This window comes from Nocardioides panacis (genome assembly GCF_019039255.1).
Taxonomy (GTDB): domain Bacteria; phylum Actinomycetota; class Actinomycetes; order Propionibacteriales; family Nocardioidaceae; genus Nocardioides_B; species Nocardioides_B panacis.
The window spans coordinates 4,643,602-4,668,982 of the sequence record NZ_CP077062.1 but is presented as its reverse complement, the minus strand read 5'-3'; the positions used below and the strand labels follow the sequence as shown (position 1 = coordinate 4,668,982).

Genomic DNA, 25,381 nt, shown 5'->3' with positions numbered 1-25,381 from the left:
CGCGCTCGGCCGGAGCGCCGACCAGGGAGAGACCACGTGAACAAGACCAACCGCACCACCAAGGCCGTCGCCGCGGGGGCGCTGCTGCTCGCCGGGCTCGGGGCCGGGGTCGCCCTCGGCGCCAGCGGCTCCGCCAGCGCCGACACGTCCACCGGGACCTACGGTCGCGCGGGCGGCACCCCCGACCCGAGCCGGAGCATGCGCTCGGACGAGAAGCTGCTCACCGGCACCACGGCCGCCAAGGTGAGGGCGGCGGCGCTCGCGAAGTACCCCGGCGCGACGATCCAGCGGGTCGAGACCGACTCGGACGGCGTCTACGAGGCGCACGTGGTGACCAAGGCGGGCGACGAGGTGATCGTCCAGGTCGGCAAGGGCTACGCAGTCACCGGCACCCGGTCCGGTCACGGCGGCCACGGCGGCGGGGACCACGACGGCGACGGCCCGGGCGCGCCCGGGACCCCGCCGGCCGCCTGACCGGTCAGGCGGACGGCTGCATGAGGTCCCAGCGGTTGCCGTAGAGGTCCTCGAAGACCACCACGCTCCCGTAGGCCTCGTGCCGCGGCTCCTCCAGGAAGCGCACCCCGGCTCCCCGCATCCGCTCCAGGGCGGCCGCGAAGTCCGCGGTGTGCAGGAAGAAACCGACCCGTCCGCCGGTCTGGTCGCCGATCCGGTCGCGCTGCTGCTCCCCGTCCCCTCGGGCCAGCAGCAGCGCGGCCCCCTCGGCACCGGGCGGCGCCACCACGACCCAGCGCTTGCCCGGCCCCCGGGGGCTGTCCTCGACGAGCTCGAACCCGAGCGCGCCGGTGAACCACCCGATCGCCTCGTCGTAGTCGTCGACCACCAGCGTGACCAGCACGATCCCTGAGCGCATCGGGCCAGGCTAGGACACCACGAGCACGTGCAGGGTGCGCGGGCCGTGCACGCCCTCGACCCGGTCCAGCTCGATGTCGCTGGTCGCCGACGGTCCGCTGATCCAGGTGGTCGGCCGGCCCGGGTCCAGCAGCGCGACGGCCTCGGGCACGTCGGCGACGACCTGGTCGGCGCGGACGACGCACACGTGCAGGTCGGGCACCAGGCTGACCGCCCGGCGGCCCTCGGCCGGCCCGTGCGACAGCACGATCGTGCCGGTCGTCGCGATCCCCACCGTGGCGGCGGTGACCACCGCGTCGAGCCCGTCGAGCTCCGCCGAGGACAGCCCCGTCGGGCCGCTGTCGGCGACCGCCCCCGGGACCTGCCAGGGCAGGCCGTCCGGCACCAGCACCCGGGCCCCGTCGGGGAGCGCCGCGGCGATCCGGGCCTCGACGTCGCCCGCCGCGCAGCGCACGACCGTGGCCCGGTAGTCCGCGACCCGCTCCACGAACAGGTCCAGCATCGCCGCGGGGTCGGGCGTGCCCGCGTCCCGGTAGCTGCGCGGGACGGTCACCGGTGAGGTGTCCGCGGCGGCCAGCGCGCGTCGTACGTTCGCGAGGACCGCCTCGCGGGCCTCAGTCATCGCGTCCTCCCGACGTGCGCCGCCACCAGGCCCGGAACGACTCGGCCGGCGGCAGCGGCAGGTCGCGGGCGTTCGTCCAGGCGGCGCCCGGTCCGGGCAGCCGCCCCAGCATCCCGCGTCCGCCCGGCAGGGTACGTCGACCCGCCCGGCGTCCCGCACCGCCGAGCAGCCGGCCGACCAGCCCGGACGCCTTCTCCGCCGCACCAAGCCGGGCGCCCGAGCCGAACGTGAGCGCGGCCGCCTTCATGGCCAGCGCCTCGGGCTTGGGCACCCCGCCGCGGTGGGCGTCGACGACCTGGGCCCGCAGGTCCACCAGCACCGAGGGGATGTCGATGCGGACCGGGCAGACCTCGAAGCAGGCGCCGCACAGCGAGGAGGCGTAGGGCAGCGAGTCGGTCTGCGCGTCGACGCCGACGCCCTTGAGCAGCGGGTTGAGGATCGCGCCGATCGGGCCCGGGTAGACCGAGCCGTAGGCGTGCCCGCCGGTGCGCTCGTAGACCGGGCAGACGTTCAGGCACGCCGAGCAGCGGATGCAGCGCAGCGCCTGCCGGCCGACCTCGTCGGCGAGCGCGCGGGTGCGGCCGTTGTCGAGGAGCACCACGTGCACCTCCTGCGGCCCGTCGCCGGGCGTGACCCCGGACCAGGTCGAGGTGTAGGGGTTCATCCGCTCGCCGGTCGAGGACCGCGGCAGCAGCTGCAGGAACACGTCGAGGTCCGCCCAGGTGGGCAGCACCTTCTCGATGCCGACGACCGAGACGAGCACCTCGGGCAGCGTCAGGCACATCCGGCCGTTGCCCTCGGACTCCACGACGACCAGCGTGCCGGAGTCGGCGACCGCGAAGTTCGCGCCGGAGACGCCGACCTTCGCGCGCAGGAACTTCTCGCGCAGGTGCAGCCGGGCCGCCTCGGCCAGCTTGGCCGGCTCGTCGGAGAGGTCGGCCGGTGCGGGCCGGCCGGCGGCCGCCATGTTCTCGAGGAAGATCTCCCGGATCTCGGCCCGGTTGCGGTGGATGGCAGGCACCAGGATGTGGCTGGGCAGGTCATCGCCGAGCTGCACGATCAGCTCGGCCAGGTCGGTCTCCCAGGCCGCGATGCCGCGTGCGGCGAGGTGCTCGTTGAGGTCGATCTCCGCGGTGGCCATCGACTTGACCTTGACCACCTCGTCGACCCCGTGCGACTCGGCGACCGCGGCGACGACGTCGCAAGCCTCGGCCGCGTCCCGGGCCCAGTGCACGGTGGCGCCCGCGGCGGTCAGCGACGCCTCGAGCCGGAGCAGGTGCTCGTCGAGGTGCAGCAGGGTGTTGTCCTTGATCGCCGCACCGGCCAGCCGCAGCTGCTCCCAGTCGTCGAGCTCGGCGACCACCTTGGCGCGCTTGGCGCGGATCGTCGAGGTGGCGTGCGCGAGGTTGCTGCGCAGCTGGGTGTCGGCCAGCGCGGCCCGGGCCGCCTCCGGGAAGGCCGGCATCCCCACGAACGTCGCCGCCGCTCGGTCGGGCCCGCTCATGACGTCGCCGCCAGGATCTCGGCCAGGTGCACGACCCGGACCCCGCTCTGCTGCCGGGAGAGCAGCCCGCCGACGTGCATCAGGCAGGAGTTGTCCCCGGCGACCAGCACCTCGGCGCCGGTCTCCCGGACGTGCCGGGCCTTGTCGGAGCCCATCGCCACCGACGTGTCGGAGTTCTTGACCGCGAACGTGCCGCCGAAGCCGCAGCACTGGTCGGCCCCGGGCAGCTCGACGAGCCGCAGCCCCCGGACCGCCCTGAGCAGCCGGGTGGGCCGGTCGCCGACGCCGAGCATCCGCAGCGAGTGGCAGGTCGGGTGGTAGGTCACGGTGTGCGGGTAGTACGCGCCGACGTCCTCGACCCCGAGCACGTCGACGAGGAACTCCGAGAGCTCGTAGACCGTCGGCGACGTCGCGGCCACCGCGGCCTGCAGGGCCGGGTCGCCTGAGCGCCGCGCGACGAGCGCGTGCTGGTGCCGGGCCGACCCGGCGCACGAGCCGCTCGGCGTGACCACCGCGTCGTACCCCGCGAACGCCTCGGTGAAGGTGCGGACGACGGGCACCGCCTCGTCGAGGTAGCCGGTGTTCACCATCGGCTGCGCGCAGCAGGTCTGCGCGGCGGGGAACTCGACGTCGACGCCGAGCCGGCGCAGCAGCCGGACGACCGCCTTGCCGGTCTCGGGGAACATCGCGTCGTTCACGCACGTGACCATCAGTGCGACCTTCATCCGGACTCCCTCCCGCCGACCTGTCAGGCGCTGACGTCGTCCCAGCAACGTAGCCCCCCCGGCCTCCCGACGCACAGCCGGGCCCGCGGCCGCGCCCCTTGTAACGCGGGGTTATGGACGCTGGACCCGAGGTGTGCCGTGGGTGGAGCGTCCATAACCCCGCGTTACAGCTGGGGGGTCAGCTGCGGGTCAGCTGCCGGTCAGGAGGTCGGTTACCAGGGTCAGGAGCTCGGCGTAGGCCTCGCTGTCGGTCAGCTCGAGGCGCTCGAACAGCTCGCCGCGCTGGATCTCGAACATCGTCGCGGCCACCATCTCCCCCACGAACGCGGCGTGCACCGGCCGGAAGGCTCCCTCGCGGACCCCGGCGGCGACCAGCGCGCGGATCCGGTCCGCCGCGGCCGCGGTGTTCTGCCGGTAGACCGCCGCCGCCGCCGGCAGCGCGGTCAGGTCGTCCATGAACGCCCGCGACAGGGGCTGGAGCTGGTCGGCGACGGCGGAGAGGTACGCCGCGATCCGCTCGGCCGGCTCCTCCCGGGCGGCGACCCGCTCCTCGACCCGGTCGACCGCGGTGCGGAAGTACTGCTTGACCACCTCGACGACGAGTCCCTGCTTGCTGTCGGCCAGCGCGTAGAGCGTGGTCTTCGAGCAGCGCATCCGCAGCGCGAGGTCGTCCAGCGTGAACCGGGCGAAGCCCTCGGCCGCCATCAGGTGCACGAGCCGGTCGAGCAGGTCGAGCTGGCGGCGGGTGCGCTGCGTGCGGGCCATGCGGCCTCCTCCGGTGACGGCTGGAATGATACTGTAGCCTGCTTGTCAGTATCATTTTCGCGTCACCAAGGAGTCCCCGTGCCCGCATCCCGTGTCCTGCCGACCGACGAGGCCGCCGACCTGGTGCGGCTGGTGCGCGAGCTCGCCGACCGCGAGCTGCACCCGCGCGTCGCCGGCGACGAGGCCAGCGAGACCTTCCCGCGCGACATCTTCACGATGCTCGGCCGGGTCGGCGTGCTCGGGCTGCCCTACGCCGAGGAGTACGGCGGCGGCGGTCAGCCCTACGAGGTCTACCTGCAGGTCGTCGAGGAGATCGCCCGGGTCTGGGCCAGCGTCGCGGTCGGCGTCTCCGTGCACGCGCTGAGCTGCTTCGGCCTGGTCACCCGCGGCAGCGAGGAGCAGAAGAACAAGCTGCTGCCCGAGATGCTCGGCGGGGAGCAGCTGGGGGCCTACTGCCTCTCCGAGGCGCACGCCGGCTCCGACCCGGCCGCGATGCGCACCCGTGCCCGTCGCGACGGCGACGACTACGTGCTCGACGGCACCAAGGCGTGGGTCACCCACGGCGGCGTCGCGGACTTCTACAAGGTGATGGCGCGGACCTCCGACGAGCGCAACGGCATCTCCTGCTTCCTGGTCCCGGCCGACACCGAGGGCGTGCTGGCCGACCCGCCGGAGCACAAGATGGGGCTGACCGGCTCGGTCACCGCGACCGTCCGGTTCGAGGGCGCCCGCGTCCCCGCCGACCGGCTGCTCGGCGCCGAGGGCGACGGCCTCAAGATCGCGCTCGCCGGCCTCGACTCGGGCCGGCTCGGCATCGCGGCGGTCGCGACCGGCCTGGCCCAGGGAGCCCTGGACGACGCGGTGGCCTACGCCAAGACCCGTGAGACCTTCGGCAAGAAGATCATCGACCACCAGGGCCTCGCGTTCCTGCTCGCCGACATGGCCGCCGCGGTCGGGTCGGCCCGGGCGACGTACCTCGCCGCGGCGCGCCTCAAGGACCAGGGCCTGCCGTTCAGCACCGAGGCGTCGGTCGCGAAGATGGTCGCGACCGACAACGCCATGAAGGTCACCACCGACGCGGTGCAGGTGCACGGCGGCTACGGCTACACCCGCGACTTCCCGGTCGAGCGCTACATGCGCGAGGCCAAGGTCATGCAGATCTTCGAAGGCACCAACCAGATCCAGCGGATGGTGATCGGCCGCGCCCTGGCCCAGCCCTCGAGCGCGCCGATCACGACCGCCCCCCACGGCAAGGAGAACTGATGCAGCTCGACGACACCTCCGCCCTCGTCACGGGCGGCGCCTCCGGGCTCGGCGCGGCCACCGCCGCGGCCCTCGCCGCCCGGGGCGCCCGGGTCTTCGCCCTCGACCTGCAGTCCGGCATCGACCGGGCGCCGGACGTCGCCGGCGTCACCTACGTCGCCACCGACGTCACCGACCCCGAGCAGGTCCGGGTCGCCGTCGAGCAGGCCGCGGCCGCCGGACCGCTGCGCACGGTCGTGAACTGCGCCGGCATCGGCCCGTCCGCCCGGATCCTCGGCAAGAAGGGCGTGCACGACCTCGCGCTCTTCGCCGCCGTCGTCTCGGTGAACCTGGTCGGCACCTTCAACGTGCTCGCGCTGGCCTCGGAGCAGATCGCCCGGACCGAGCCGGACGCGCAGGGCCAGCGCGGCGTGATCGTCAACACCGCCTCGATCGCCGCGTACGACGGTCAGGTCGGCCAGGCTGCCTACGCCTCGTCCAAGGGCGGCATCGTCGGCCTCACGCTGCCGGCCGCGCGGGACCTGGCGCAGTACGGCATCCGGGTCTGCACGATCGCCCCGGGCATCGTCGAGACGCCGATGCTGGCGACCGTCTCCGACGAGTTCCGCGCCGGCCTCGCGGCCGGCGTTCCGTTCCCGCAGCGGCTCGCGCGCCCCGAGGAGTACGCCTCCCTCGCGCTGATGGTCATCGACCACGACTACCTCAACGGCGAGGTCATCCGGATGGACGGCGCCCTGCGGATGGCGCCCCGCTGACGGATCGCCGCCTCAGTCGCGCGCCCGGCGCCGGAAGGCGGCCAGCGCGAGGGGTGCGAAGACGGCCGTGATCAGCACCGCCCACACGACGGTCACGAGCGGGGCGTGCTGCAGCGCCCAGGAGGCGCTCGCCGGCGCGGGCGGCCCGTTGCCCCACAGCTCGCGGGTCGCCTGGGTGAGCGCCGAGACCGGGTTCCACTCGGCGAGGAACCGGAGCCAGGTGGGCATCTGGGCGGTGGGCGCGAAGGTGTTGGCGATGAAGGTCAGCGGGAACATCACGGTGAACATGAACCCGTTGACGGCCTCCACCGAGCGCAGCATCGAGCCGACCCAGATGCCGATCCAGATCATCGCGAAGCCGAACAGCAGGATCAGGGCGAAGGCGGCGACCCCGTGCAGGAAGCCGTCGCGGATCCGCCACCCGATCAGCAGCCCGGTCAGCGCCATCACCGTGATGCCGATGCTGGAGTGGATCAGGCTGGACACGGACCGGCCCACCAGCAGCGCGGACCCGGAGATCGGCAGCGACCGGAGCCGGTCCACGATGCCCTTCTCCAGGTCGTTGGTCAGCCCGATGGCGACGATGAACGAGGAGAACACGATGGTCTGCGCCATGATCCCGGGCACCAGGAACTCGCGGTAGTTGCTGCCGGGCACCGCGATCGAGCTGCCGAACACGAACGCGAACAGCAGCACGAACATCACCGGCTGGATCGTCACGTCCAGGAGCAGCTCGGGCATCCGCTTGATGTGGATCAGGTTGCGGCGCACCACGATGGCGGCCGACACGGCCAGGGACGGCGGGGTCAGCACCGGCCGCGTGCTGCCGGTGGTTCGGGACGTGAGGGTGGTGGTCATCGCAGAACGCTCTCGGGGTCGGAGGTGGAGTCGTCCGGGTCCTCGGACTCGGCGCGGTGGCCGGTGAGGTGCAGGAAGACGTCGTCGAGGCTGGGGCGCTTGAGGCCCAGGTCGTCGACGGCCAGGCCGTGGTCGCCGAGCAGCCGGCCGATCCGGGTCATGTCGTCGAGACCGTTCGCCGGCGCGGTGATGCGGCGCGGGCCGGGCTCGACGTACACGTCCCCGATCTCCGACCGCAGCAGCCCCTCGGCGCGCGCGAGGTCACCGGCGTCGGTCAGCGTGAGCACCACGCTCGCCCGGCCGGCCTGGTCCTTGAGCTGGGTCGGCGTCCCGGCCGCGATGACCCGGCCCTTGTCGATGACCACGATGTCGTCGCAGAGCTGGTCGGCCTCCTCGAGGTACTGGGTGGTCAGCAGCAGCGTGGTGCCCTCGGCCACCAGGCCGCGCAGCACGTCCCACAGGTCGTTGCGCGAGCGCGGGTCGAGCCCGGTGGTGGGCTCGTCGAGGAACAGCACCGGGGGCGCCGCGATCAGGCTGACCGCGAGGTCCAGCCGCCGCCGCATGCCGCCGGAGTAGGTCTTCACGGTCCGGTCCGCTGCCTCGGTGAGGGAGAACCGCTCCAGCAGGTCGTCGCCGATCGGGCGGATCGAGCGTCGGGGCAGGCCGGCGAGCCGGCCGATCAGCCAGAGGTTCTCCCGGGCGGTGAGCAGCTCGTCGACGGTGGCGGCCTGGCCGGTGAGGCCCATGGACCGGCGCACCTGGTCGGGCGCGGTGAGGATGTCGTGCCCGGCGACCCGGCCCGTGCCGCTGGTCGGGACGCTGAGCGTGGTCAGCATCCGCACGGTGGTGGTCTTGCCGGCGCCGTTCGGGCCGAGCAGGCCGAGCACCGTGCCCTCGGGCACCACGAAGCTCACCCCGTCGACCGCGACGGTGTCACCGAACTTCTTGACGAGATCGACGGCCTCGACGGCCAGCTGCGTGCTCACGGGAGCACTCCATCACACGGCACCGACAGTGAGGGAGGTTCAGCGGAAGTGTTCACGCCAGGGCAGACCAGGTCGCCGTCCCGAACTCATCGGGTCAGGCCTTCTCCAGCATCCTCAGCACCGCGCGCTCCATCGCAGCCTGCCGCAGCTCGGGGGTCTTGTGCCGCGCCCGCACGGTCGACGCGATCGTCGTACCGCCCTCGTAGAGGTCCACCACGCGCGGGTCGACGTAGGACGACCTGGCGATCGCCGGGGTGTTGCCGAGGTACTCCGACACCTCGACCATCGCCTGCCGCACCGCCCGCTTGCGGGAGGCCTGGGTGTCCCCGGGCTCCTCGCTCGACGCCAGGGCGGCCGCGGCCAGCACGGTCGCGTGCCAGGTCCGGAAGTCCTTGGCGGTCATCTCGCCGCCCGTCGAGGTGGCGAGGTACTCGTTGACCCGCGCGGCGTCCAGCACCAGCCAGCTGCGGTCCTCCTTGTAGGCGAGCAGCCGGGCGTCCTTGCTCCGCCGCCGGCGCATCGTCTCCACGGCCGCGACCGACAGCGGGTCGTCGATCTCGATGCAGTGCTCGACCCCCGACTTGCCGACGAAGCAGAACACCAGCTTGTCCCGCGCGCGGGTGACGTGCCGGCGCTCGAGGGTGGTGAGCCCGAAGCTGCCGTTGTCCCCGGCGTAGACGTCCGAGCCGATCCGGAAGTAGCCCAGGTCCAGCAGGCGTACGGCGGTCGCGGCGGCCCGCTCCAGGGGCATCCCGTCGAGCGCGAGATGCTCCAGGACGGCGGCGCGGGTCGTGGAGAGCCGACGGGCCACCTCGGTCACGCGCTCGAACTTGAGCTGGTCGCGCCGGGTGCGCCAGTCCGGGTGGTAGAGGTACTGCTTGCGGCCCGCGGCGTCGACGCCGACCGCCTGGATGTGGCCGTTCGGGACGGGGCAGATCCAGACGTCCTCCCACGCGGGCGGGATCACCAGCGCCTTGATCCGGGCGACGTCCTCGGCCGGCAGCCGGGCGCCGGTGTGGTCGACGTAGGAGAAGTTCTTGCCGACGCGGCGGCGCGTCCACCCCCGGGTGCCGGGGGTGACGGTGCGGAGGCGGACCATGGCAGGAGGTTCCCGCGCGGTCCCGCCCCAAACGGTGCTCGTCCCCGGGCCGGCTCAGTACGCGCCGGTGGACCGGATCACGGCGCGCACGGTCTTCGCGATGATCACCAGGTCGGTGGTCATCGACCAGTTGTCCACGTAGTACAGGTCGAGCCGCACCGACTCGTCCCAGCTCAACCCGGACCGGCCGGAGACCTGCCACAGCCCGGTCAGGCCGGGCCGCACCAGCAGCCTCCGGTGTACGTCGATCGCGTACCGGTCCACCTCGGAGGACAGCGGGGGTCGCGGCCCGACGAGGCTCATCTCGCCGCGCAGCACGTTGACCAGCTGCGGGATCTCGTCGACCGAGTAGCGGCGCAGGAACCTGCCCAGCGGGGTGATCCGCGGGTCGGCCTTGATCTTGAACAGCAGGCCGTCGCCCTCGTTCTGCTCGTACAGCTCGCCCAGCCTCTGCTCGGCGTCGACCACCATCGAGCGGAACTTCAGCATCCCGAAGGGTTGGCCACCTCGCCCGACCCGGGACTGGCGGAACAGCACCGGCCCGCCGTCCTGCGCCTTGACCAGGACCGCGACGACCGCGAGCAGCGGGGCCAGGAGCAGCAGCGCCAGCCCGGCGAACAGGACGTCGAAGGCCCGCTTGGAGATGCCGCCGGCCTCGCCCGCCTGCGGCTGCTCGAGGTGCAGCAGCGGGAGGCCGGCCACCGGGCGCATGTGGATGCGCGGGCCGGCCACGTCGGTGAGGCTGGGCACCACGACGAGGTCGATGCTGGAGCCCTCCAGGTCCCAGGCGATGCGGCGCAGGTCGTGCGAGGTTCCGTAGCCACCCCGTGCGACCAGGACCGTGTCGGCGCCCCACTCGTTGCAGAGCCGGCGGGTGTCGCCGACGGTGCCCAGCACCGGCACCGGGAAACGGTCCTCCTCGACGGTCATGCCCTCGGGGACGCAGGCCCCGACGACCTCGTAGCCGACGTACTGCGCCCGGCGCAGCGAGTCGACGACCTCGCCGATGCCGGAGGGCCCGCCGACCGCGATGACGCGGTGCAGCAGCCGGCCGCTCCTCCGCATCCGGTGCACGACCTTGCGCAGCGCGAACCGCTCGACGAGCAGCAGCGGGCCGCCCAGGAGGAACGAGAGCAGGAGGAATCCGCGGGAGAGCGGCACCTGCAGGAGGTAGCAGGCGGTGCTCACGAGCGCGGCGGCGAACAGCGAGGCGAGCGCCACGGAGCGGTACTCCGCCGCACCCGCCCCGAAGTGCCGCGCGGAGTAGGCGCCCTGCGCGATCAGCATCAGGAACCAGGCGCTGATGACCCAGGGGGTCGCCTGCACGATCAGGTCGTCGGCGCCAACCAGCTCGGTGGCGAACACGTCGAAGGCGACCCGCAGGTCCCAGGCGAGGATGATCGCCAGCACGATGACCATGACGTCGAGGATCGCGGTGATGGCGAGCACCAGCCGGATGTCGCCCCGGGTCCGCTCACGGTCGAACGCACGGGGCAGCGCGACCCGCGGGTCGTCCGAGACTGCCACGCGACCCCCCTACGCCCACACGCTTCGTGAATGGTTCAAGGATAAACGAAATGCCTGATATGTGTGGGAGTAACCCGAGTGAGCCGTCGAGGGAAGACCCGCCCCACGACCTCAGTGTCGGCCGGTGACGGCGCGCAGGGCGGGCCGGGCGTCCACGATGTACACGATGCCGGCCACCGCCCCGATGAGGTTCAGGAAGCTGAACGGGCTCCAGATCAGCATGTGCGCGCCGAGGGCGACGCCCAAGATGATCAGCCAGGTCGGCTTGGTGAGCTTGTCGGCGGCGACGAAGGCCTCCGCCCGATGGGACACCGCGTCCACGAACGCCCAGGCCTGCAGGAGGAAGACCACCAGCGAGATGGCCAGCACGAAGGCGTTCTGGATCTGGAAGACGGCGAGCACGTCACCAGGATAGCCCGGCACGCGCCGACGGGCCCCGACCGTGTGGTCGGGGCCCGTCGGGATGCTGCGGGTGCGGGGCCGAGGCGCTCAGAAGAGCGTCGGCTGGCCCTCGTCGTGCTCGCCGGGTGCGACGAGCCGGCTAGGACCGCCCGCAGTCCTTCAGACGCCGGTCGTGCCGGTCTTGGCGGCAGCAGCGGTGGTGGCCTTCTTCGCGGCGGTGGTGGTCTTCTTCGCCGTGGTGCCGGTGGCCTTGGCCGAGGACTTCACCGTGGACGTGGCCTTCTTGGCCTGCGTGGTGGTGGTCTTCGCCTTGGTGGTGGTCTTCCGGGTCTCGGCCTTCAGGTCCTGGGTGGCCTGCTGGCGACGGATCCGGCCGACGAGGTTCTTGCCGCGCAAGGCGAGGTCGACGTACTGCTTGTTCAGGTCGTCCACGGTGCCGTTGAGCTCGGCGACGAGCTCGTTGATGCGCGCCTCGACGCGGGACGGCACGGCCTTGGCCTCGGCCTGCACCTGGCCGACGAGCGCCTTGGGCTCGAGCTCGACCTTGGCGAGGCGGGTCTGCACGTCGGAGAGGCCGGTGCGCGCGAACGCGACGGCGACGTCGACACCACCCACGGCGGCGTAGAACGGACGGATCGGGTTGGCCTTGGTGGTGCTGATGGTCTTCGCCATGTCAGTTTCCTCCTGTGCTGGTGCTGCTCGGGTGGGGGTTCGCTGCCCGGAACGACTGGTACACGTCCAGCAGCGACTGCTTCTGTCGCTCGGTCAGCCCGCTGTCGGCGAGGATCGCCAGCTCGACGGAGCGGACTTCGCTGTCGTCGAGGTTGAGGATCCCGGCGCGGACGTAGAGCGTCTCCGCGGAGATGCGCAACCCTTTGGCGAGCTGTTGGAGCACCTCGGCGGAGGGCTTGCGGAGCCCTCGTTCGATCTGGCTGAGGTACGGGTTCGACACGCCGGTCTGCTCGGCGAGCTGCCGCAGGGACAGCGACGCCGCGAGACGTTGTTCCCGGAGATAGTCCCCGAGTGTCTCGACGGTCTTGCCGACTCCGAACTTGGCCATGCCCTCCATAGTGCTAACTCTTGCTAGCACATGCAAGCCGAGAGGGCGTGAGTGAGGCCACAGACTGGCTTGTTTACCTGGGCGAAACCTGCGTCAGGAGTGCGCGCTAGGAGCAGGCAGACGTCTGGATCGCGCCCAGCCCGGTGCTCCGCACGCCGGGCGTGGTCCGCACCTCGGGGGTGCCGGTCTGCCCGGGGCCGGCCAGCACGTCGACGGTGAGGGACCGCTGCTGGCCGCGCTTGAGCGTGATCGTGCGGGCGAAGACCGTGCGGCCGTCCAACGACTGGCGGACGACCTTCTCCCGCTCGCCGTCGACGGACAGCCAGCGCAACGACCCGCCCTCGGGAGCGAAGAAGTAGACGGTGGTGGCGATGGTGCCGGCGCCGAAGAGCGGCACCGCGCGGGGGGCCACGTACTCCGACAGCGAGGAGAGGTCCTTGGGCACCGTCGAGCGCAGGGTGACCGTGGTGGTGAGCTGCTGACGGTCCCCGACGCACGAGACGGACCGGACCGCGACCTCGTGGTCGAGGTAGTAGTCGAGCTTGTAGGGCAGCGCGGCGTTCAGGTAGACGCCGACCTGCGGCGCGTGCGGGTCATGGGCGGCGAGGCCGCCGCCGAGCGCGGTGGGGGCGAGCAGCCGCTGCTCTCCGGGATGGGCCGACCAGACCAGCAGCCGACGCTCCGAGGCGGAGGTGACCAAGCCCTCGAGCAGCGTCCGCGGGTCGCCCGTGCCCGACGAGACCGCGTCGAAGACGCTGCGGGCCGCGGCGTCGAAGAATACGTTCTGCCGGTCCGGGTCGGCGATGTCGGCGTACACCTGGCTGAGCAGCAGCTGCACGGCGTTGTCGGCGGTGAGCTCGCGGCCACTTGCGCGGACCGGCCCGGTGCCGCGCAGGAGGTACGACAGTGCGACGGGATCGACCGAGACGACCCCGTCGACCGTGCGGCGGTTGGTCGCGCGGTACATCCCCGACACCAGCTGCGCGGAGCGCGGGAAGTCCGGGGTGAAGTTCACGTCCTGGGGGAACAGCCCGAGCCCGGGGCCGAACACGGCCCGCTCCTCGGCGGTGAGCGGTGTCGGCGGCCGGCGGAACTCGCCGATCGTCCTCGCATCGTCCTGCCGGCCGAGCGTCAGCCTGCCGCGGTCCGCGGTGATCGTCGCGAACGCTCCCGGGATGCCACCGGTGGCGCGGACCTCCGCGTTGTTCTGGAACAGGAACAGGTAGGTCCGCCGGCCGTCGCCGCCCAGCATCGGCGGCAGCAGCCGCACGGCCCGCGAGGCGCGGTCGGCGAGGTCCGCGGCGTCGGCGATCCGCGTCTGCAGCTCCTCCACGGGAGCCGCGATCTGGGTCACCAGCGGGGTGGGGTCGATCCGCTGGACCCGGTCGGACTCGGTCGCCAGCCGGCTGGCGGCGCGGACCACGGCCGGCTCGCTGGCCGCGATCGGAGCGAGGTCGATCCGACCGTCGACCGGGCGCAGGCTGTCCGGGCTGAGCGTCGCGGCGGTGGACACCACGTCCGGCAGCACCCCGTCGGCGAGCCTCTGGGTGGTCCCGGCGACCGTGCGGATCGCCTCGACGTTGGGCCCCAGCTGCGGGAGCCTCGCGGCGACCCACCACCCGGGGCCCCGGGTGTGCCGCACCGAGGCGCGGGCGTTCGTCTGCGCCTCGGCCAACGTTGCCCGCGCGGCCGGGAGGTCGCCGGAAGCGATCTGGCCGCCCAGGGCGTCGAAGTCCCCGGCGACCTTCTCGAGCTCGGTCTTGGCCTGGAGCGCCTGCCAGCCGGTGAAGCCCACCAGGAGCAGCACCAGCAGACCGAGGAGGGCCGGCAACCGCCGAGGCACCTTGCTACGTCCGCTCACGTCGAGCAGACGTCACAGGGAGGGGCAGAGCTGCTCAGGCCTGGACCCGACGGCGGTGCACCAGGAGGGTGAGACCACCCACGGCGACCAGGCCGAGGCCCAGCACGCCGTACAGCTCCGTCTGCGCGTTCAGGCCGGTCCCGGCCAGACCCGCGACCCCCGAGGCCCGCGTGCCGGACACACCGGCGACTTCCGAGCCGCTGGGGGTGTCGCCACCGCCGATGCCGGAAACGCCCGCGACCACCGGGAACCGGCCACCGCCGGTGCCGAGCGCGACGCCACCAGACTGGCAGCTGCCGCCGTAGCTCGCGGACACGGGGAACCTGCCCTGGTGCGCGGTGAACGTGGTCGACGCGACGCCGCCGGAGAGCGCGTGCGTCGCGGAGTCGCCCGCGTAGCCGAAGGTCACCGTGCCGGACGACACCGGCGCGTTGTCCGCGACGACGGTGGCGGTGGCGGTGAAGGTCTGTCCCACCGAGGGCGACGCCGGCGTCGCGGTGACGGTGACGCTCGTCGTGACCTGGTTAGGGTACGACGGGCAGTCGGCCGGCGGAGCGGCGTTCGCGCTCGTGACCGCCAGGGGCGAAAGGGTGAACAGCGCGCCGACGAAACCGGCGGTGACCGTCCTGGAGAGAGTGGAGTTGCGCATGGAAGGAGCCCCCGGAGTCTGGGAATGGTGTGCGGCCTGTGCTGGACCCCCCAGACACGAGACCGGACCTTCTCAATCACCCGTCGGTCGAGCCGTCGGCCCGCGGGGGTGACTCATCCCCGCAACCGCCGCCTCCCGGTGTGACCGGGAGCGACCTCAGAACCCCTTGAAGCTGTCCGGACCGTGCCAGCTGTGGCCCCCCGGCCACTGATCCGAGATGATCCTATCAACGTAGACCTCCCGTTACCAGAGGCAACGGACAAATGCACCGGACCGACCATTTAGTTGGCCCATCTGGGCTATGCGCACCTAGTCATATTGGTGCATTCGCCTAGTTACCTCCGGACCGCGCGCGTTAGAACGTGGCGCGGATCTCGCCGACCGGCCGACCGCCGCCGAGCAGCTCCACGACGCCGGTCCGTCGTACCGCGGCGCCGTCGACCCAGGACTCCCCGGTGACGCCGAGCCGCTCGAGCGCGGCCGCCATCAGCACCGGGCGGACCCGGGCCGCACCGTCGTCGGTCTTGAGTGCCACCGCGCGGCCGTCCGCGAGGGCGACGACGTGGCAGGACTCGGCGCCCGCCTTGCCGATCGACCCCGGGATCGCCCGCAGCAGCGCGGCCTCGTCCCGGCGGGTGCCGGAGGTGAACTCGGGGAACGCGCGGATCGCGTCGGCGACCCGCTTCTCCGGCCCCTCGGTGGCCAGGGACAACGCCCGGAACGCCCGGGCCAGGCCGGTCAGCGAGGTCGAGAGCAGCGGGGCGCCGCAGCCGTCGACCGCGACGACCTCGACCTTCTCGCCGGTCAGGTCCGCGAACGCCTCGGCGATCGCCACCTGCAGCGGGTGCGCGGCGTCGAGGTAGGTCGCGGTGTCCCAGCCGTTGGCCACGCAGGTCGCCAGCATCGCGGCGTGCTTGCCGCTGCAGTTCATCGCGATCGAGGACCTCGCGGCGCCGGACCGGAGGTACTCCTCGCGCGCCTGGTCGTCGATCGGGTAGTCCGGCGGGGTCTGCAGGGCGGTCTCGTCGAGCCCGGCGCCGGCGAGGATCCGGCACACGCCCTCGAGGTGGAAGGGCTCGCCGGAGTGCGAGGCCGACGCCAGCGCCAGCAGGTCCCCGTCGAGGTCCAGGCCGGCCCGGAGCATGCCGACGGCCTGCAGCGGCTTGTTGCACGACCGCGGCAGGATCGCGCTCTCCACGTTCCCGACCGACCAGGCGACCCGGCCGTCCGCTTCCAGCGCGGCGACGGAGCCGTAGTGGTGCCCCTCCACGAACCCGGAGCGGACGATCTCGGCGACGACGACAGGTTGCGGCATGCCGCCGACCCTATCCACGCCGGGCGCCAGGTCGACCCGGGCCTCCCGTCACCCCGACCCGGCCCCGTGCCGGTCGGGGCCGAGCCTGTCGCGGGCGCACGGCACGCGTGCGGCATCCTTGCCCTGTGCCCGACCAGCCAGCCGTACCCCAGCACTGCCCCACCCCCCGCGAGCTCGACGACCTGGAGCTGCTGGCGCACGGCGCCTTCGGGCTGGCCGGCTTCGAGGGGCCGGGCGGCCTCGTCACGCTCACCGTGCCGACCGTGGTCGCCGCCGCGGCCGCGGACGCGGGGGCGCTCGAGCTCGTCGACCCCGAGGGCCTGCCGCTCGCCCGGGTCTCCGTCGGGTCGACGTACGACGCGGGCGACCGCACCGGGATCAGCGGAGCCGTCACCCCGCTCACCCACCACCAGTTCGGCGCGTTCCGCCGGCTGTACCTCTCCCCCGCCCAGGTGGCCGAGACCCACGACGCCGGGACGCTGACCGTGCCGGTCGCCGGACCGCTGACCGCCGCGGACCTGGACACCATCCGGGACAGCGCCGCCGGACGACCGGTGCTGCTGCTCGCGCTGACCGGCACCGGCACGCCCGAGGGGCTCTCGGCCCCGGGGCTGCTGCGCGCCACGCTGGCCGCCGCCGACCTGCTCGACGACGCCTCCGTGGTGGCCGTCCCGCTCGCCTCCCGTGATGACGCGGAGTCCGATCACCGGCTCGGTCAGCGGGTCGTGGCGGCCTACGCACCGGGCGACGTGCTCGGCGTCCCGGGCGAGGGCGAGCTGCCCGACGTGGTCGCGGACGTCGTCGACGCCGACCGCCCGGGACCCGACGAGCAGGGCCTGGTGCTGTTCTTCACCGGGCTGTCCGGCAGCGGCAAGTCGACCTTGGCCCGGGCGCTGCACGACGTCGTCCTGGAGCGGGGCGACCGCACCGTCACCAGCCTCGACGGGGACGTGGTCCGGCGGAACCTGTCGGCCGGGCTGACCTTCTCCAGGGCCGACCGCGAGACCAACATCCGCCGGATCGGCTGGGTCGCGGCGGAGATCAGCCGGCACGGCGGGATCGCGATCTGCAGCCCGATCGCGCCGTTCGACGAGACCCGCCGGCAGGTCCGGGCGATGGTGGACGAGGCCGGCGGCGCGTTCGTCCTGGTGCACGTGGCCACCCCGCTCGAGGAGTGCGAGCGACGCGACCGCAAGGGCCTGTACGCCAAGGCGCGGCGCGGCGAGATCCCCGAGTTCACCGGCATCTCCTCGCCCTACGAGGAGCCCGACGACGCCGCCGTACGCGTGGACACCACGGGTCGGACCATCGAGGACTGTCTCGACGACGTGCTGACCCACCTGTACGACGCCGGCTTCCTGGCTCCGGTAGCGGCCGGGACCACCCCCACGGAAGGTGCATCGTGACGGACCTCCTCACCACCAGCGCACTGTCGGTGCTGCTGGTCAGCTTCGGCGTCGGGATCGTCGTCGGGCTGACCGGGATGGGCGGCGGCGCCCTGATGACCCCGGCGCTGATCTTCCTGGGCATCAACCCGACGGTCGCGGTGGCCAACGACCTGGTCGCCGCCTCGGTCAACAAGTCCGTGGGCGCGGCCGTGCACTGGAAGGTCGGCCGACCCAACCTCAAGCTGGCCGGGCTGCTGATGTGCGCCTCGGTGCCCACCGCCTTCGCCGGCGCGTTCATCGTCAACGCCATCGGCGACGTCGAGGCCCAGGAGGACTTCCTGAAGCAGGCCCTGGGCGTGGCGCTGCTGTTCACCGCGTCCACCTACGCACTGCGGATGTACATCCAGCTGCGGTACGTCACCGCCGGCAACACGCTGCGGCAGGACGATCCGAAGCTCAAGCCGGCCCTGACCCTGCTCGTCGGCGCGGTCGGCGGCCTGCTCGTCGGCATCACGTCCGTCGGCTCCGGCTCGCTGATCATGGTGGCGCTGCTGCTGCTCTACCCGACGCTGTCCGCGGTGCGCCTGGTCGGCACCGACCTGGTCCAGGCGGTCCCTCTGGTGCTGTCCGCGGCGATCAGCCACGTGCTGGTCAGCGGCGTCGAGTGGGCGGTGCTGATCCCGCTGATCCTGGGCGGCTCACCGGGCACCTTCCTCGGCGCCCGGCTGGCGAACTGGGTCTCCCAGTCGGTGATCCGGCGCGGCATCGTGATCGTGCTGTCGCTGACCGGGCTGAACATGCTCGGGGTCCCCCCGGAGATCGTCGGCCTGATCGGTGCGGCACTCCTGCTGCTCGGCCCGCTGGTCTGGGGGTTCGTCCGGCAGTCGCGCGGGCTGCCGGCCTTCGACAACAACGCCGCGGCCTGGCGGCCGGTCGACGACCCCGACGGCGTCCCGGCGCGGCCGGACGCGGGTGCCGTGGAGCAGCCCGAGCCGCGGTAGGCGTCGTCGGGAGTGGTCTCGACAGGCTCGACCAGCCGGGGCGGCTCGAGCGGCCGGGTCAGCAGCGCAGCGAGGCGACGTAGGCCAGGGCCTCGTCGTACGACGGCAGCAGCCCGGACCGCTCCGCCTCGGCGAGGGTCGGCGCCTGGGCGTCCTTCTCCGACAGCAGCAGCTCGAGCGGCCGGCCGGCGCGGTCCGTGGTCGGCCAGGCGATGCCGAGCGCCGGGTCGAGCGGGTGCACGCCGTGCTCCCGTCCGGGCGCGTAGGGCGCCGAGCAGAGGTACTGGATCACGGTCCGGTCCTCCAGCGCGAGGAACGCGTGGCCGAGGCCCTCGGCGAGGTAGACCGCCTTCCGGTTCTCGTCGTCCAGCCGGATCATCTCGGTGTGCCCGAACGTCGGTGACCCCACCCGGAGGTCGACGACCACGTCCACCAGGGCGCCCGCGGGACAGGTGACGTACTTCGCCTGGCTCGGCGGCACGTCGGCGAAGTGCACGCCGCGCAGCGCACCGGCCGACGACACCGAGCAGTTGGCCTGCACGAGGGAGAAGTCGTGGCCGGTCAGCTCGGCGAACCGGTCGGCACGGAACCACTCGAGGAACGCACCCCGCGAGTCGCCGATGATGTTCGGGGTCATCTCGAAGGCGCCGGCGATGCTCAGCTCTCTTGTCTCCACCTGCGTAGGGTACGGACGGTCCACCCCGTCGATGGAAGGAACCTCGTGGAAGTGGCTCGTCACCGGTGCGGCCGGCATGCTCGGAACAGACCTCGTGGACCTGCTGCGTTCCCAGGGGCACGAGGTGACCGCGGCCGGACGGGACACCCTGGACGTCACTGACGAGGCCGCCCTCGACCGCGCCGTCGCCGGCCACGACGTGGTGGTCAACGCGGCCGCCTGGACCGCGGTGGACGACGCCGAGGAGCACGAGGACCAGGCGCGGGCGATCAACGGCACGGCGCCCGGTGCGCTGGCCCGCGCCGCCCGCGAGCACGGCGCCCGCCTGGTGCAGATCAGCACCGACTACGTGTTCGACGGGTCGGCCACCTCGCCGTACGAGGAGGACGCCCCGGCGACGCCCCGCTCGGCCTACGGCCGCACCAAGGCGAGCGGCGAGGAGGCCGTGCGCACGGAGCTGCCGGACGGGCACCTGATCGTCCGCACCGCCTGGTTGTACGGCGCCCACGGAGGCTGCTTCCCCAAGACGATCGCCCGGGTCGCACGGGAGCGCGGCGAGGTGAGCGTCGTGGACGACCAGGTCGGCCAGCCCACCTGGACCGTCGACGTCGCCGGCCTGGTGCTCGCGCTGGTCGAGGCCGACGCGCCCGCAGGGACCTACCACGCCACCTCGTCGGGACGGGGGACCTGGTTCGACTTCGCACAGCGCGTGGTCGTGGCCGCCGGCCTCGAGTCGTCGACGGTCATGCCGACCACGAGCGACAAGTTCGTGCGGCCCGCGCCCCGCCCGGCGTACTCGGTGCTGGGGCACGACGCCCTGGTCCGGCTCGGGCTCGAGCCGATCGGCGACTGGGAGTCCCGCTGGGCCGAGGCGGCCACCGCGGTGCTGGCCTGACACTCCCACCCTCGCCGGCTGCAGCGCGGCCGTCACTGTGGGAGAGACGCATCGGTGTGTGGCTCCGGGTGGCGCCGTGAACTGCAGCTCCTCGGTCTCCGACCCGAACTCGAAGGGCATGGCGTCGTGCGGAGCGCGACGGCGCCCACTATGGTCTTGCCGCATGAAGGTTCTCGTCACCGGCGGCGCCGGCTACATCGGATCCACCACAGCGAAGGCGCTCGAGGCGGCCGGCCACACCCCGGTCATCCTCGACTCCCTGCTCACCGGGCCCCGGGCGTTCGTCAAGGACCGCGCGTTCTACGAGGGCGACGTCGCCGACCGCGCGCTGCTGCGCCGCGTCGTCGACGAGCACCCCGACCTCGACTGCACGATCCACATGGCCGCACGGATCGTCGTGCCGGAGTCGGTGGCGCAGCCGGTGCTCTACTACCGCGACAACGTCGCCAAGTCCCTGGAGCTGTTCGACGAGCTGGTGGCACTGGGCAAGCCGCGGGTGGTCTTCTCGAGCTCGGCGTCGCTGTATGGCACGGTCGACGACTTCGAGGTGGACGAGCAGGCCCCGCTCGACCCGGGTTCGCCGTATGCGCGGACCAAGTGGATGATGGAACAGATTCTCCAGGACATGGCCGAGGCCACCGAGCTGCGGGCGCTCATCCTTCGCTACTTCAACCCGATCGGCTCCGACCCCGACCTGGAGTCCGGCGTCTACGCCCGCACCCCCTCGCACGTCCTGGGCCAGCTGGTCCTGGCCGCGACCGGCCGGCGCGAGGCCTTCGCGGTGACCGGCACGGACCACCCGACGAGGGACGGGACCGGCCTACGGGACTACGTACACGTGTGGGACCTGGCGCAGGCCCACGTCGCGGCCGTCGAGCAGTTCGACGATGCCCTCGCCAGCCTGGGTACGACGAGCAGCGTGATCAACATCGGCACCGGCGAGGGCGTCACCGTCCGCGAGCTGCTGAGCACGTTCGAGCAGGTCTTCGGCCGCGCCGTGCCGACGGTGGACGCACCGCCGCGCCCCGGGGACGCCGTTGGCGCGTTCGCCAACGTGGACAAGGCCGCCGAGGTCCTCGGCTGGCGCTCGACGCTCTCGCTGGCCGACGGGATCACCTCCGCGCTGGCGTGGAACGCGCGCCGCGAAGAGGTCCTCGGCTACGCCTGAGACCCGACCCGCCGGTCAGCGCGCCTCGAGCAGCTGCAGCAGGTAGGCGCCGTACCCGGACTTGGCGAGCGCCTCGCCGCGCTGGCGGAGCTCGTCGTCGGTGAGGAACCCCTCCCGCCAGGCGACCTCCTCCGGGCAGCCGATCTTGAGGCCCTGCCGGTGCTCGACGGTCTGGATGAAGTTGCTGGCGTCGTTGAGCGAGTCGAAGGTGCCGGTGTCCAGCCAGGCGAAGCCGCGCTCGAGCACCTCGACGTTGAGCCGCCCCTGGTCGAGGTAGGCCTGGTTGACGTCCGTGATCTCGTACTCGCCCCGGGCCGACGGCTTCAGGTCGCGGGCGATCTCGATGACGTCGTTGTCGTAGAAGTAGAGCCCCGGGATCGCGTAGTTGCTGCGCGGCCGGGCCGGCTTCTCCTCCAGCGACAGGGCGCGGCCGCTCTCGTCGAACTCCACGACGCCGTACGCCGAGGGGTCGGACACGTAGTAGGCGAACACCGCGGCGCCGTCGACGTCCTGGAACCGCTCGAGCTTGCGGCCGAAGCCCGGCCCGTAGAACAGGTTGTCACCGAGGACCAGCGCGCTGGTCTGGCTGCCGATGAAGTCCGCGCCGATCGTGAACGCCTGGGCGAGACCGTCCGGGGCGGGCTGCTGGGCGTAGGTGAGGTTGATGCCGTACTGCGACCCGTCGCCGAGCAGCCGCTCGAACTGCGGCGCGTCGAACGGGGTCGTGATCAGCAGGATGTCGCGGATGCCAGCCAGCATCAGCGTGGTCAGCGGGTAGTAGATCATCGGCTTGTCGTAGACCGGGACCAGCTGCTTGCTGATGCCCATGGTGATCGGGTGGAGCCGTGTGCCGGTGCCACCGGCCAGGATGATTCCGCGCATGTCGGTTAGTCTGCCGGACCATGAGACTTCTCGTGACCGGCGGCGCGGGCTTCATCGGCTCGCATTTCGTGCGACAGGCCCTCCGCGGTGCCTGGGGCGGGTCCGAGCCGGACTCCGTCGTCGTGCTGGACAAGCTGACCTACGCCGGCAACCTGGCGAACCTCGCACCCGTCTCCGAGGACCCCCGGCTGACCTTCGTCGAGGGCGACATCCTCGACCGGGCGCTGGCGCAGGAGCTCGTGGCCGACGTGGACGCGATCGTGCACTTCGCCGCCGAGTCGCACGTCGACCGCTCGATCCTCGGCGCCGCCGACTTCGTGATGACCAACGTGGTGGGCACCCAGACCCTGCTCGACGTGGCCCTGCACCACGGAGTCGACAAGTTCGTGCACGTCTCCACCGACGAGGTCTACGGCTCCATCGACACCGGCTCCTGGGCCGAGGACCAGCCGCTCGAGCCGAACTCGCCGTACTCCGCGTCCAAGGCCTCCTCGGACCTGCTGGCCCGCGCCTACTTCCGCACCCACGGCCTCCCGGTGTGCGTGACGCGCTGCTCGAACAACTACGGCCCGTTCCAGTTCCCCGAGAAGGTCATCCCGCTCTTCGTGACCAACCTGATCGACGGCGCGTCGGTCCCGCTGTACGGCGACGGGGCGAACGTCCGGGACTGGCTGCACGTCGACGACCACTGCCGCGGCATCTGGCTGGTGCTCACCGGCGGGCGCCCCGGCGAGGTCTACAACATCGGCGGCGGCACCGAGCTCACCAACAAGGACCTCACCGGCCTGCTCCTCGAGGCGACCGGCACCGGCTGGGACCTCGTCGAGCGGGTGACGGACCGGCTCGGCCACGACCGTCGCTACTCGGTCGACATCTCCAAGATCAGCGACGAGCTCGGCTACCAACCGCAGGTCTCGTTCGAGCAGGGCCTCGCGGACACCGTCGAGTGGTACCGCACCCGTCGCGACTGGTGGGAGCCGCTCAAGCGTCGCGCGGCGCTCACCCGCTAGGACGCCGTGCGCCGCTTCGTCTCGGGCCTCGCCCTCCTGCTCGCGTTCCTCGCCGGCACCGCCGCGCTCACGAGCTACGTCGCCGACCAACTGCTCCTCGACCAGAGCCGGGCCGGCGAGCTGCTCGGCCGGGCCCTGGGCCAGGACGACCTGCGCCAGGAGCTGCTGACCCGCGCCGTGCCGGGCTACGACCGGCTGCCGGCCGCCGTACGCTCCCGGGTCGACGCTGCGGCGGACTCACCCGCGACCCGCAAGGCCCTGGAGAGCGTGCAGGTGGGTGCCGACGGAAGCGTCTCGCTGTCCGGGCTGCGGTCCCAGGTCGTCCGCGAGCTCCGGGCCAACGGCCAGTCCGCGATCGCCGGCCGGGTCGCCGGGGCCACCGGGAGCGCCGAGGTGTCCGTGCCGTCGCGGTACCTCGACCGGCTCACCGAGGCGCGCGACCTGAGCCACCGGATCTGGACGGTCGGCGGCCTGGTCGCCGGTGCCCTCCTGCTGGTCGCGCTCGTCGTCTCGCCGCGGCTGCGCACGGTCCGCTCGGTCGGGATCACGGTGCTGCTCGCCTGCGGCGCGTCGGCGCTGCTGTTCCGGCTGCTCCCGTCGGTGGTCCGCTCGGCGAGCAACGACCCGCTCGTCGTCGCCGGTGCCGAGGTGCTCCGGTCCGAGTGGTCCGGGGTCGTCAGCACCCTGCTCCCGGTCGCCGTCGTGGGTGCGGCGCTGATCGTGATCGGCCTGTTCGGCGGACGGTCGCGCCGCTAGCGACGACCGCGGCTACGGGCGTCCGAGGGCACGGTAGGTCCAGCCCGCGTCGCGCCAGGCGGTCGGGTCCAGGCAGTTGCGTCCGTCGATGATCCGGCGGTCCTTGACGAGCCGGCTGACCTTCTCCGGGTCGAGGGCGACGTACTCCGGCCACTCGGTGCCCACGAGGACCAGCTCGGCGCCGCGCAGCGCGTCCTCGACGTTGTCGACGAAGGTCAGGTCGGGCCACTTCTTGCGTGCGTTCGGCACGGCCCACGGGTCGGTGACGGTGACGGAGGCGCCCTGCAGCTGCATCTGGGCGGCCACGCTCAGGGCGGGCGAGTCGCGTACGTCGTCGCTGTGCGGCTTGAAGGCCGCCCCCAGGACGGCGATCCTGCGCTGCACGATCGAGCCGCCGAGCTCCTCGCGGGCCAGGTCGACCATCCGCACCCGGCGGCGCATGTTGATCGCGTCCACCTCGCGCAGGAAGGACAGGGCCTGGTCGGCGCCGAGCTCACCGGCGCGGGCCATGAACGCCCGGATGTCCTTGGGCAGGCAGCCGCCGCCGAAGCCGAGACCGGCGTCGAGGAACCGCCGGCCGATCCGGTCGTCGAGCCCGATCGCGTCGGCGAGCTGGGTGACGTCGGCGCCGGTGGCCTCGCACAGCTCGGCCATCGCGTTGATGAAGGAGATCTTGGTGGCCAGGAACGAGTTGGCGGCGACCTTGACGAGCTGCGCGGTGGCCAGGTCGGTCACCAGCTTGGGCGTGCCGTCGGCCAGCGCCACGGCGTACACCTCGTCGAGCCGGGCGACGGCACGTGCGTCCGCCTCGCCGGCCTGGACGCCGTACACGAAGCGGTCGGGGCGCAGGGTGTCGTCGACCGCGTGGCCCTCGCGCAGGAACTCGGGGTTCCACAGCAGGGTGACCTCGGGGGCGTCCTTCCACAGCCGGGCGGCGATGTTCTCGGCGGTGCCGACCGGGACCGTGGACTTGCCCACGACCACGTCACCGGGGCTCAGGTGCGGGATCAGGTCGTCGACGGCGGCCTGGACGTAGCGCAGGTCGGCGGCGTTCTCGCCGCGCTTCTGGGGGGTGCCGACGCACACGAAGTGCACCTCGGCACCGGCCGCCTCGGCCGCGTCGGTGGAGAACCGCAGCCGACCGGTCGCGAGCGCCTCCTCGAGCAGCTCGGGCAGGCCGGGCTCGTGGAACGGCGCCCGGCCCTCCGCGAGGGCGGTGACCTGGGCCTCGATGACGTCGATGCCGACGACCTCGTGGCCGAGCTTGACCATGCAGGCGGCGTGGACGGCGCCGAGGTAGCCACAGCCGAAGACAGAGATGCGCATTCGGGGAAGTCTAGATGC

Annotated in this window: 27 protein-coding genes; 9 read left to right on the top strand and 18 right to left on the bottom strand. The window is 72.5% G+C overall.

All coding sequences use genetic code 11. From position 1 onward, the window contains the following. Window positions 1-36 precede the first annotated feature (36 nt). Window positions 37-474: a hypothetical protein gene (locus KRR39_RS22770; protein ID WP_216939636.1), complete on the top strand. Its 438-nt coding sequence runs from the start codon at window positions 37-39 to the stop codon at window positions 472-474. A 4-nt stretch (window positions 475-478) separates the two neighbouring features. On the opposite strand, the gene KRR39_RS22765 is transcribed toward KRR39_RS22770, so the two are convergent. The 5 genes from KRR39_RS22765 to KRR39_RS22745 form a co-directional block, all read right to left on the bottom strand. After that, a complete protein-coding gene (locus KRR39_RS22765) occupies window positions 479-871 on the bottom strand; it encodes a VOC family protein (RefSeq protein WP_216939635.1) in 393 nt (130 codons plus the stop codon). 9 nt (window positions 872-880) lie between these two features. Further along, window positions 881-1,492, bottom strand: coding sequence for a LutC/YkgG family protein (locus KRR39_RS22760; protein WP_216939634.1), 612 nt, complete (start codon window positions 1,490-1,492; stop codon window positions 881-883). Beyond that, window positions 1,485-2,996 carry a lactate utilization protein B gene (locus KRR39_RS22755; RefSeq protein ID WP_216939633.1) on the bottom strand — a complete coding sequence of 504 codons (1,512 nt, stop codon included), beginning with the start codon at window positions 2,994-2,996 and terminating at the stop codon, window positions 1,485-1,487. Before KRR39_RS22755 ends, KRR39_RS22760 begins: the two co-directional genes overlap by 8 nt. Further along, window positions 2,993-3,721 (bottom strand): (Fe-S)-binding protein, encoded by a 729-nt coding sequence (locus tag KRR39_RS22750; RefSeq protein ID WP_216939632.1) that lies wholly within the window; start codon window positions 3,719-3,721, stop codon window positions 2,993-2,995. The genes KRR39_RS22755 and KRR39_RS22750 overlap by 4 nt, the downstream gene beginning before the upstream one ends. Window positions 3,722-3,910: 189 nt before the next feature. After that, complete coding sequence (locus tag KRR39_RS22745; RefSeq protein ID WP_216939631.1) at window positions 3,911-4,486, bottom strand: TetR/AcrR family transcriptional regulator; 576 nt, start codon at window positions 4,484-4,486, stop codon at window positions 3,911-3,913. 78 nt (window positions 4,487-4,564) lie between these two features. Here KRR39_RS22745 and KRR39_RS22740 point away from each other — a divergent pair, with 78 nt between their 5' ends. Continuing rightward, window positions 4,565-5,749 carry an acyl-CoA dehydrogenase family protein gene (locus KRR39_RS22740; RefSeq protein WP_216939630.1) on the top strand — a complete coding sequence of 395 codons (1,185 nt, stop codon included), beginning with the start codon at window positions 4,565-4,567 and terminating at the stop codon, window positions 5,747-5,749. Further along, window positions 5,749-6,504, top strand: coding sequence for an SDR family NAD(P)-dependent oxidoreductase (locus tag KRR39_RS22735; protein ID WP_216939629.1), 756 nt, complete (start codon window positions 5,749-5,751; stop codon window positions 6,502-6,504). The genes KRR39_RS22740 and KRR39_RS22735 overlap by 1 nt, the downstream gene beginning before the upstream one ends. A gap of 12 nt (window positions 6,505-6,516) precedes the next feature. Here the strand turns inward: KRR39_RS22735 and KRR39_RS22730 are convergent, their stop codons facing one another. From KRR39_RS22730 to KRR39_RS22685, 10 genes are all read right to left on the bottom strand, one after another. Continuing rightward, window positions 6,517-7,362 (bottom strand): ABC transporter permease, encoded by an 846-nt coding sequence (locus KRR39_RS22730; RefSeq protein ID WP_216939628.1) that lies wholly within the window; start codon window positions 7,360-7,362, stop codon window positions 6,517-6,519. After that, on the bottom strand, window positions 7,359-8,348 hold the full coding sequence (locus KRR39_RS22725; RefSeq protein ID WP_216939627.1) for an ATP-binding cassette domain-containing protein: 990 nt from the start codon (window positions 8,346-8,348) through the stop codon (window positions 7,359-7,361). The genes KRR39_RS22730 and KRR39_RS22725 overlap by 4 nt, the downstream gene beginning before the upstream one ends. A 94-nt stretch (window positions 8,349-8,442) precedes the next feature. Then, complete coding sequence (locus KRR39_RS22720; protein WP_216939626.1) at window positions 8,443-9,447, bottom strand: DNA topoisomerase IB; 1,005 nt, start codon at window positions 9,445-9,447, stop codon at window positions 8,443-8,445. Window positions 9,448-9,501: 54 nt separating this feature from the next. Further along, window positions 9,502-10,974 (bottom strand): sugar transferase, encoded by a 1,473-nt coding sequence (locus KRR39_RS22715; protein WP_216939625.1) that lies wholly within the window; start codon window positions 10,972-10,974, stop codon window positions 9,502-9,504. Between the two features lie 111 nt (window positions 10,975-11,085). After that, on the bottom strand, window positions 11,086-11,376 hold the full coding sequence (locus tag KRR39_RS22710) for a DUF2516 family protein (RefSeq protein WP_216939624.1): 291 nt from the start codon (window positions 11,374-11,376) through the stop codon (window positions 11,086-11,088). Between the two features lie 159 nt (window positions 11,377-11,535). Continuing rightward, complete coding sequence (locus KRR39_RS22705) at window positions 11,536-12,048, bottom strand: hypothetical protein (RefSeq protein ID WP_216939623.1); 513 nt, start codon at window positions 12,046-12,048, stop codon at window positions 11,536-11,538. 1 nt (window position 12,049) lies between these two features. Beyond that, on the bottom strand, window positions 12,050-12,436 hold the full coding sequence (locus KRR39_RS22700; protein WP_216939622.1) for a helix-turn-helix domain-containing protein: 387 nt from the start codon (window positions 12,434-12,436) through the stop codon (window positions 12,050-12,052). A 106-nt stretch (window positions 12,437-12,542) separates the two neighbouring features. Further along, on the bottom strand, window positions 12,543-14,267 hold the full coding sequence (locus KRR39_RS22695; protein WP_216939621.1) for a DUF4012 domain-containing protein: 1,725 nt from the start codon (window positions 14,265-14,267) through the stop codon (window positions 12,543-12,545). 64 nt (window positions 14,268-14,331) lie between these two features. Beyond that, window positions 14,332-14,946, bottom strand: coding sequence for a hypothetical protein (locus tag KRR39_RS22690; RefSeq protein ID WP_216939620.1), 615 nt, complete (start codon window positions 14,944-14,946; stop codon window positions 14,332-14,334). A gap of 355 nt (window positions 14,947-15,301) precedes the next feature. After that, window positions 15,302-16,261: an asparaginase gene (locus tag KRR39_RS22685; RefSeq protein ID WP_216939619.1), complete on the bottom strand. Its 960-nt coding sequence runs from the start codon at window positions 16,259-16,261 to the stop codon at window positions 15,302-15,304. A 125-nt stretch (window positions 16,262-16,386) separates the two neighbouring features. Here KRR39_RS22685 and cysC point away from each other — a divergent pair, with 125 nt between their 5' ends. Both cysC and KRR39_RS22675 read left to right on the top strand, forming a co-directional pair. Continuing rightward, on the top strand, window positions 16,387-17,667 hold the full coding sequence (cysC, locus tag KRR39_RS22680) for an adenylyl-sulfate kinase (RefSeq protein ID WP_216939618.1): 1,281 nt from the start codon (window positions 16,387-16,389) through the stop codon (window positions 17,665-17,667). Beyond that, the gene (locus KRR39_RS22675) at window positions 17,664-18,650 is read left to right on the top strand and encodes a sulfite exporter TauE/SafE family protein (RefSeq protein WP_216939617.1); all 987 of its coding nucleotides are present in this window, start codon (window positions 17,664-17,666) and stop codon (window positions 18,648-18,650) included. Before cysC ends, KRR39_RS22675 begins: the two co-directional genes overlap by 4 nt. Before the next feature lie 58 nt (window positions 18,651-18,708). Here the strand turns inward: KRR39_RS22675 and KRR39_RS22670 are convergent, their stop codons facing one another. Further along, window positions 18,709-19,326: a dTDP-4-dehydrorhamnose 3,5-epimerase family protein gene (locus KRR39_RS22670; protein ID WP_254185357.1), complete on the bottom strand. Its 618-nt coding sequence runs from the start codon at window positions 19,324-19,326 to the stop codon at window positions 18,709-18,711. A 31-nt stretch (window positions 19,327-19,357) separates the two neighbouring features. On the opposite strand from KRR39_RS22670, the gene rfbD reads away from it, so the two are divergent. Together rfbD and galE are read left to right on the top strand one after the other, a co-directional pair. Next, complete coding sequence (rfbD, locus tag KRR39_RS22665; protein ID WP_216939615.1) at window positions 19,358-20,221, top strand: dTDP-4-dehydrorhamnose reductase; 864 nt, start codon at window positions 19,358-19,360, stop codon at window positions 20,219-20,221. A gap of 163 nt (window positions 20,222-20,384) precedes the next feature. After that, window positions 20,385-21,389, top strand: a complete 1,005-nt coding sequence (gene galE, locus KRR39_RS22660) for a UDP-glucose 4-epimerase GalE (protein ID WP_216939614.1) — start codon at window positions 20,385-20,387, stop codon at window positions 21,387-21,389. Window positions 21,390-21,404: 15 nt separating this feature from the next. Here galE and rfbA read toward each other — a convergent pair whose 3' ends face one another. Then, window positions 21,405-22,271, bottom strand: coding sequence for a glucose-1-phosphate thymidylyltransferase RfbA (gene rfbA, locus KRR39_RS22655; RefSeq protein WP_216939613.1), 867 nt, complete (start codon window positions 22,269-22,271; stop codon window positions 21,405-21,407). A gap of 20 nt (window positions 22,272-22,291) precedes the next feature. Between rfbA and rfbB the strand changes: the two genes are divergently transcribed. Next, a complete protein-coding gene (gene rfbB / locus KRR39_RS22650; protein WP_216939612.1) occupies window positions 22,292-23,281 on the top strand; it encodes a dTDP-glucose 4,6-dehydratase in 990 nt (329 codons plus the stop codon). A gap of 6 nt (window positions 23,282-23,287) precedes the next feature. Continuing rightward, the gene (locus KRR39_RS22645) at window positions 23,288-24,037 is read left to right on the top strand and encodes a hypothetical protein (RefSeq protein ID WP_216939611.1); all 750 of its coding nucleotides are present in this window, start codon (window positions 23,288-23,290) and stop codon (window positions 24,035-24,037) included. Between the two features lie 12 nt (window positions 24,038-24,049). On the opposite strand, the gene KRR39_RS22640 is transcribed toward KRR39_RS22645, so the two are convergent. After that, window positions 24,050-25,363: a UDP-glucose dehydrogenase family protein gene (locus KRR39_RS22640; RefSeq protein ID WP_216939610.1), complete on the bottom strand. Its 1,314-nt coding sequence runs from the start codon at window positions 25,361-25,363 to the stop codon at window positions 24,050-24,052. Window positions 25,364-25,381 lie beyond the last annotated feature (18 nt).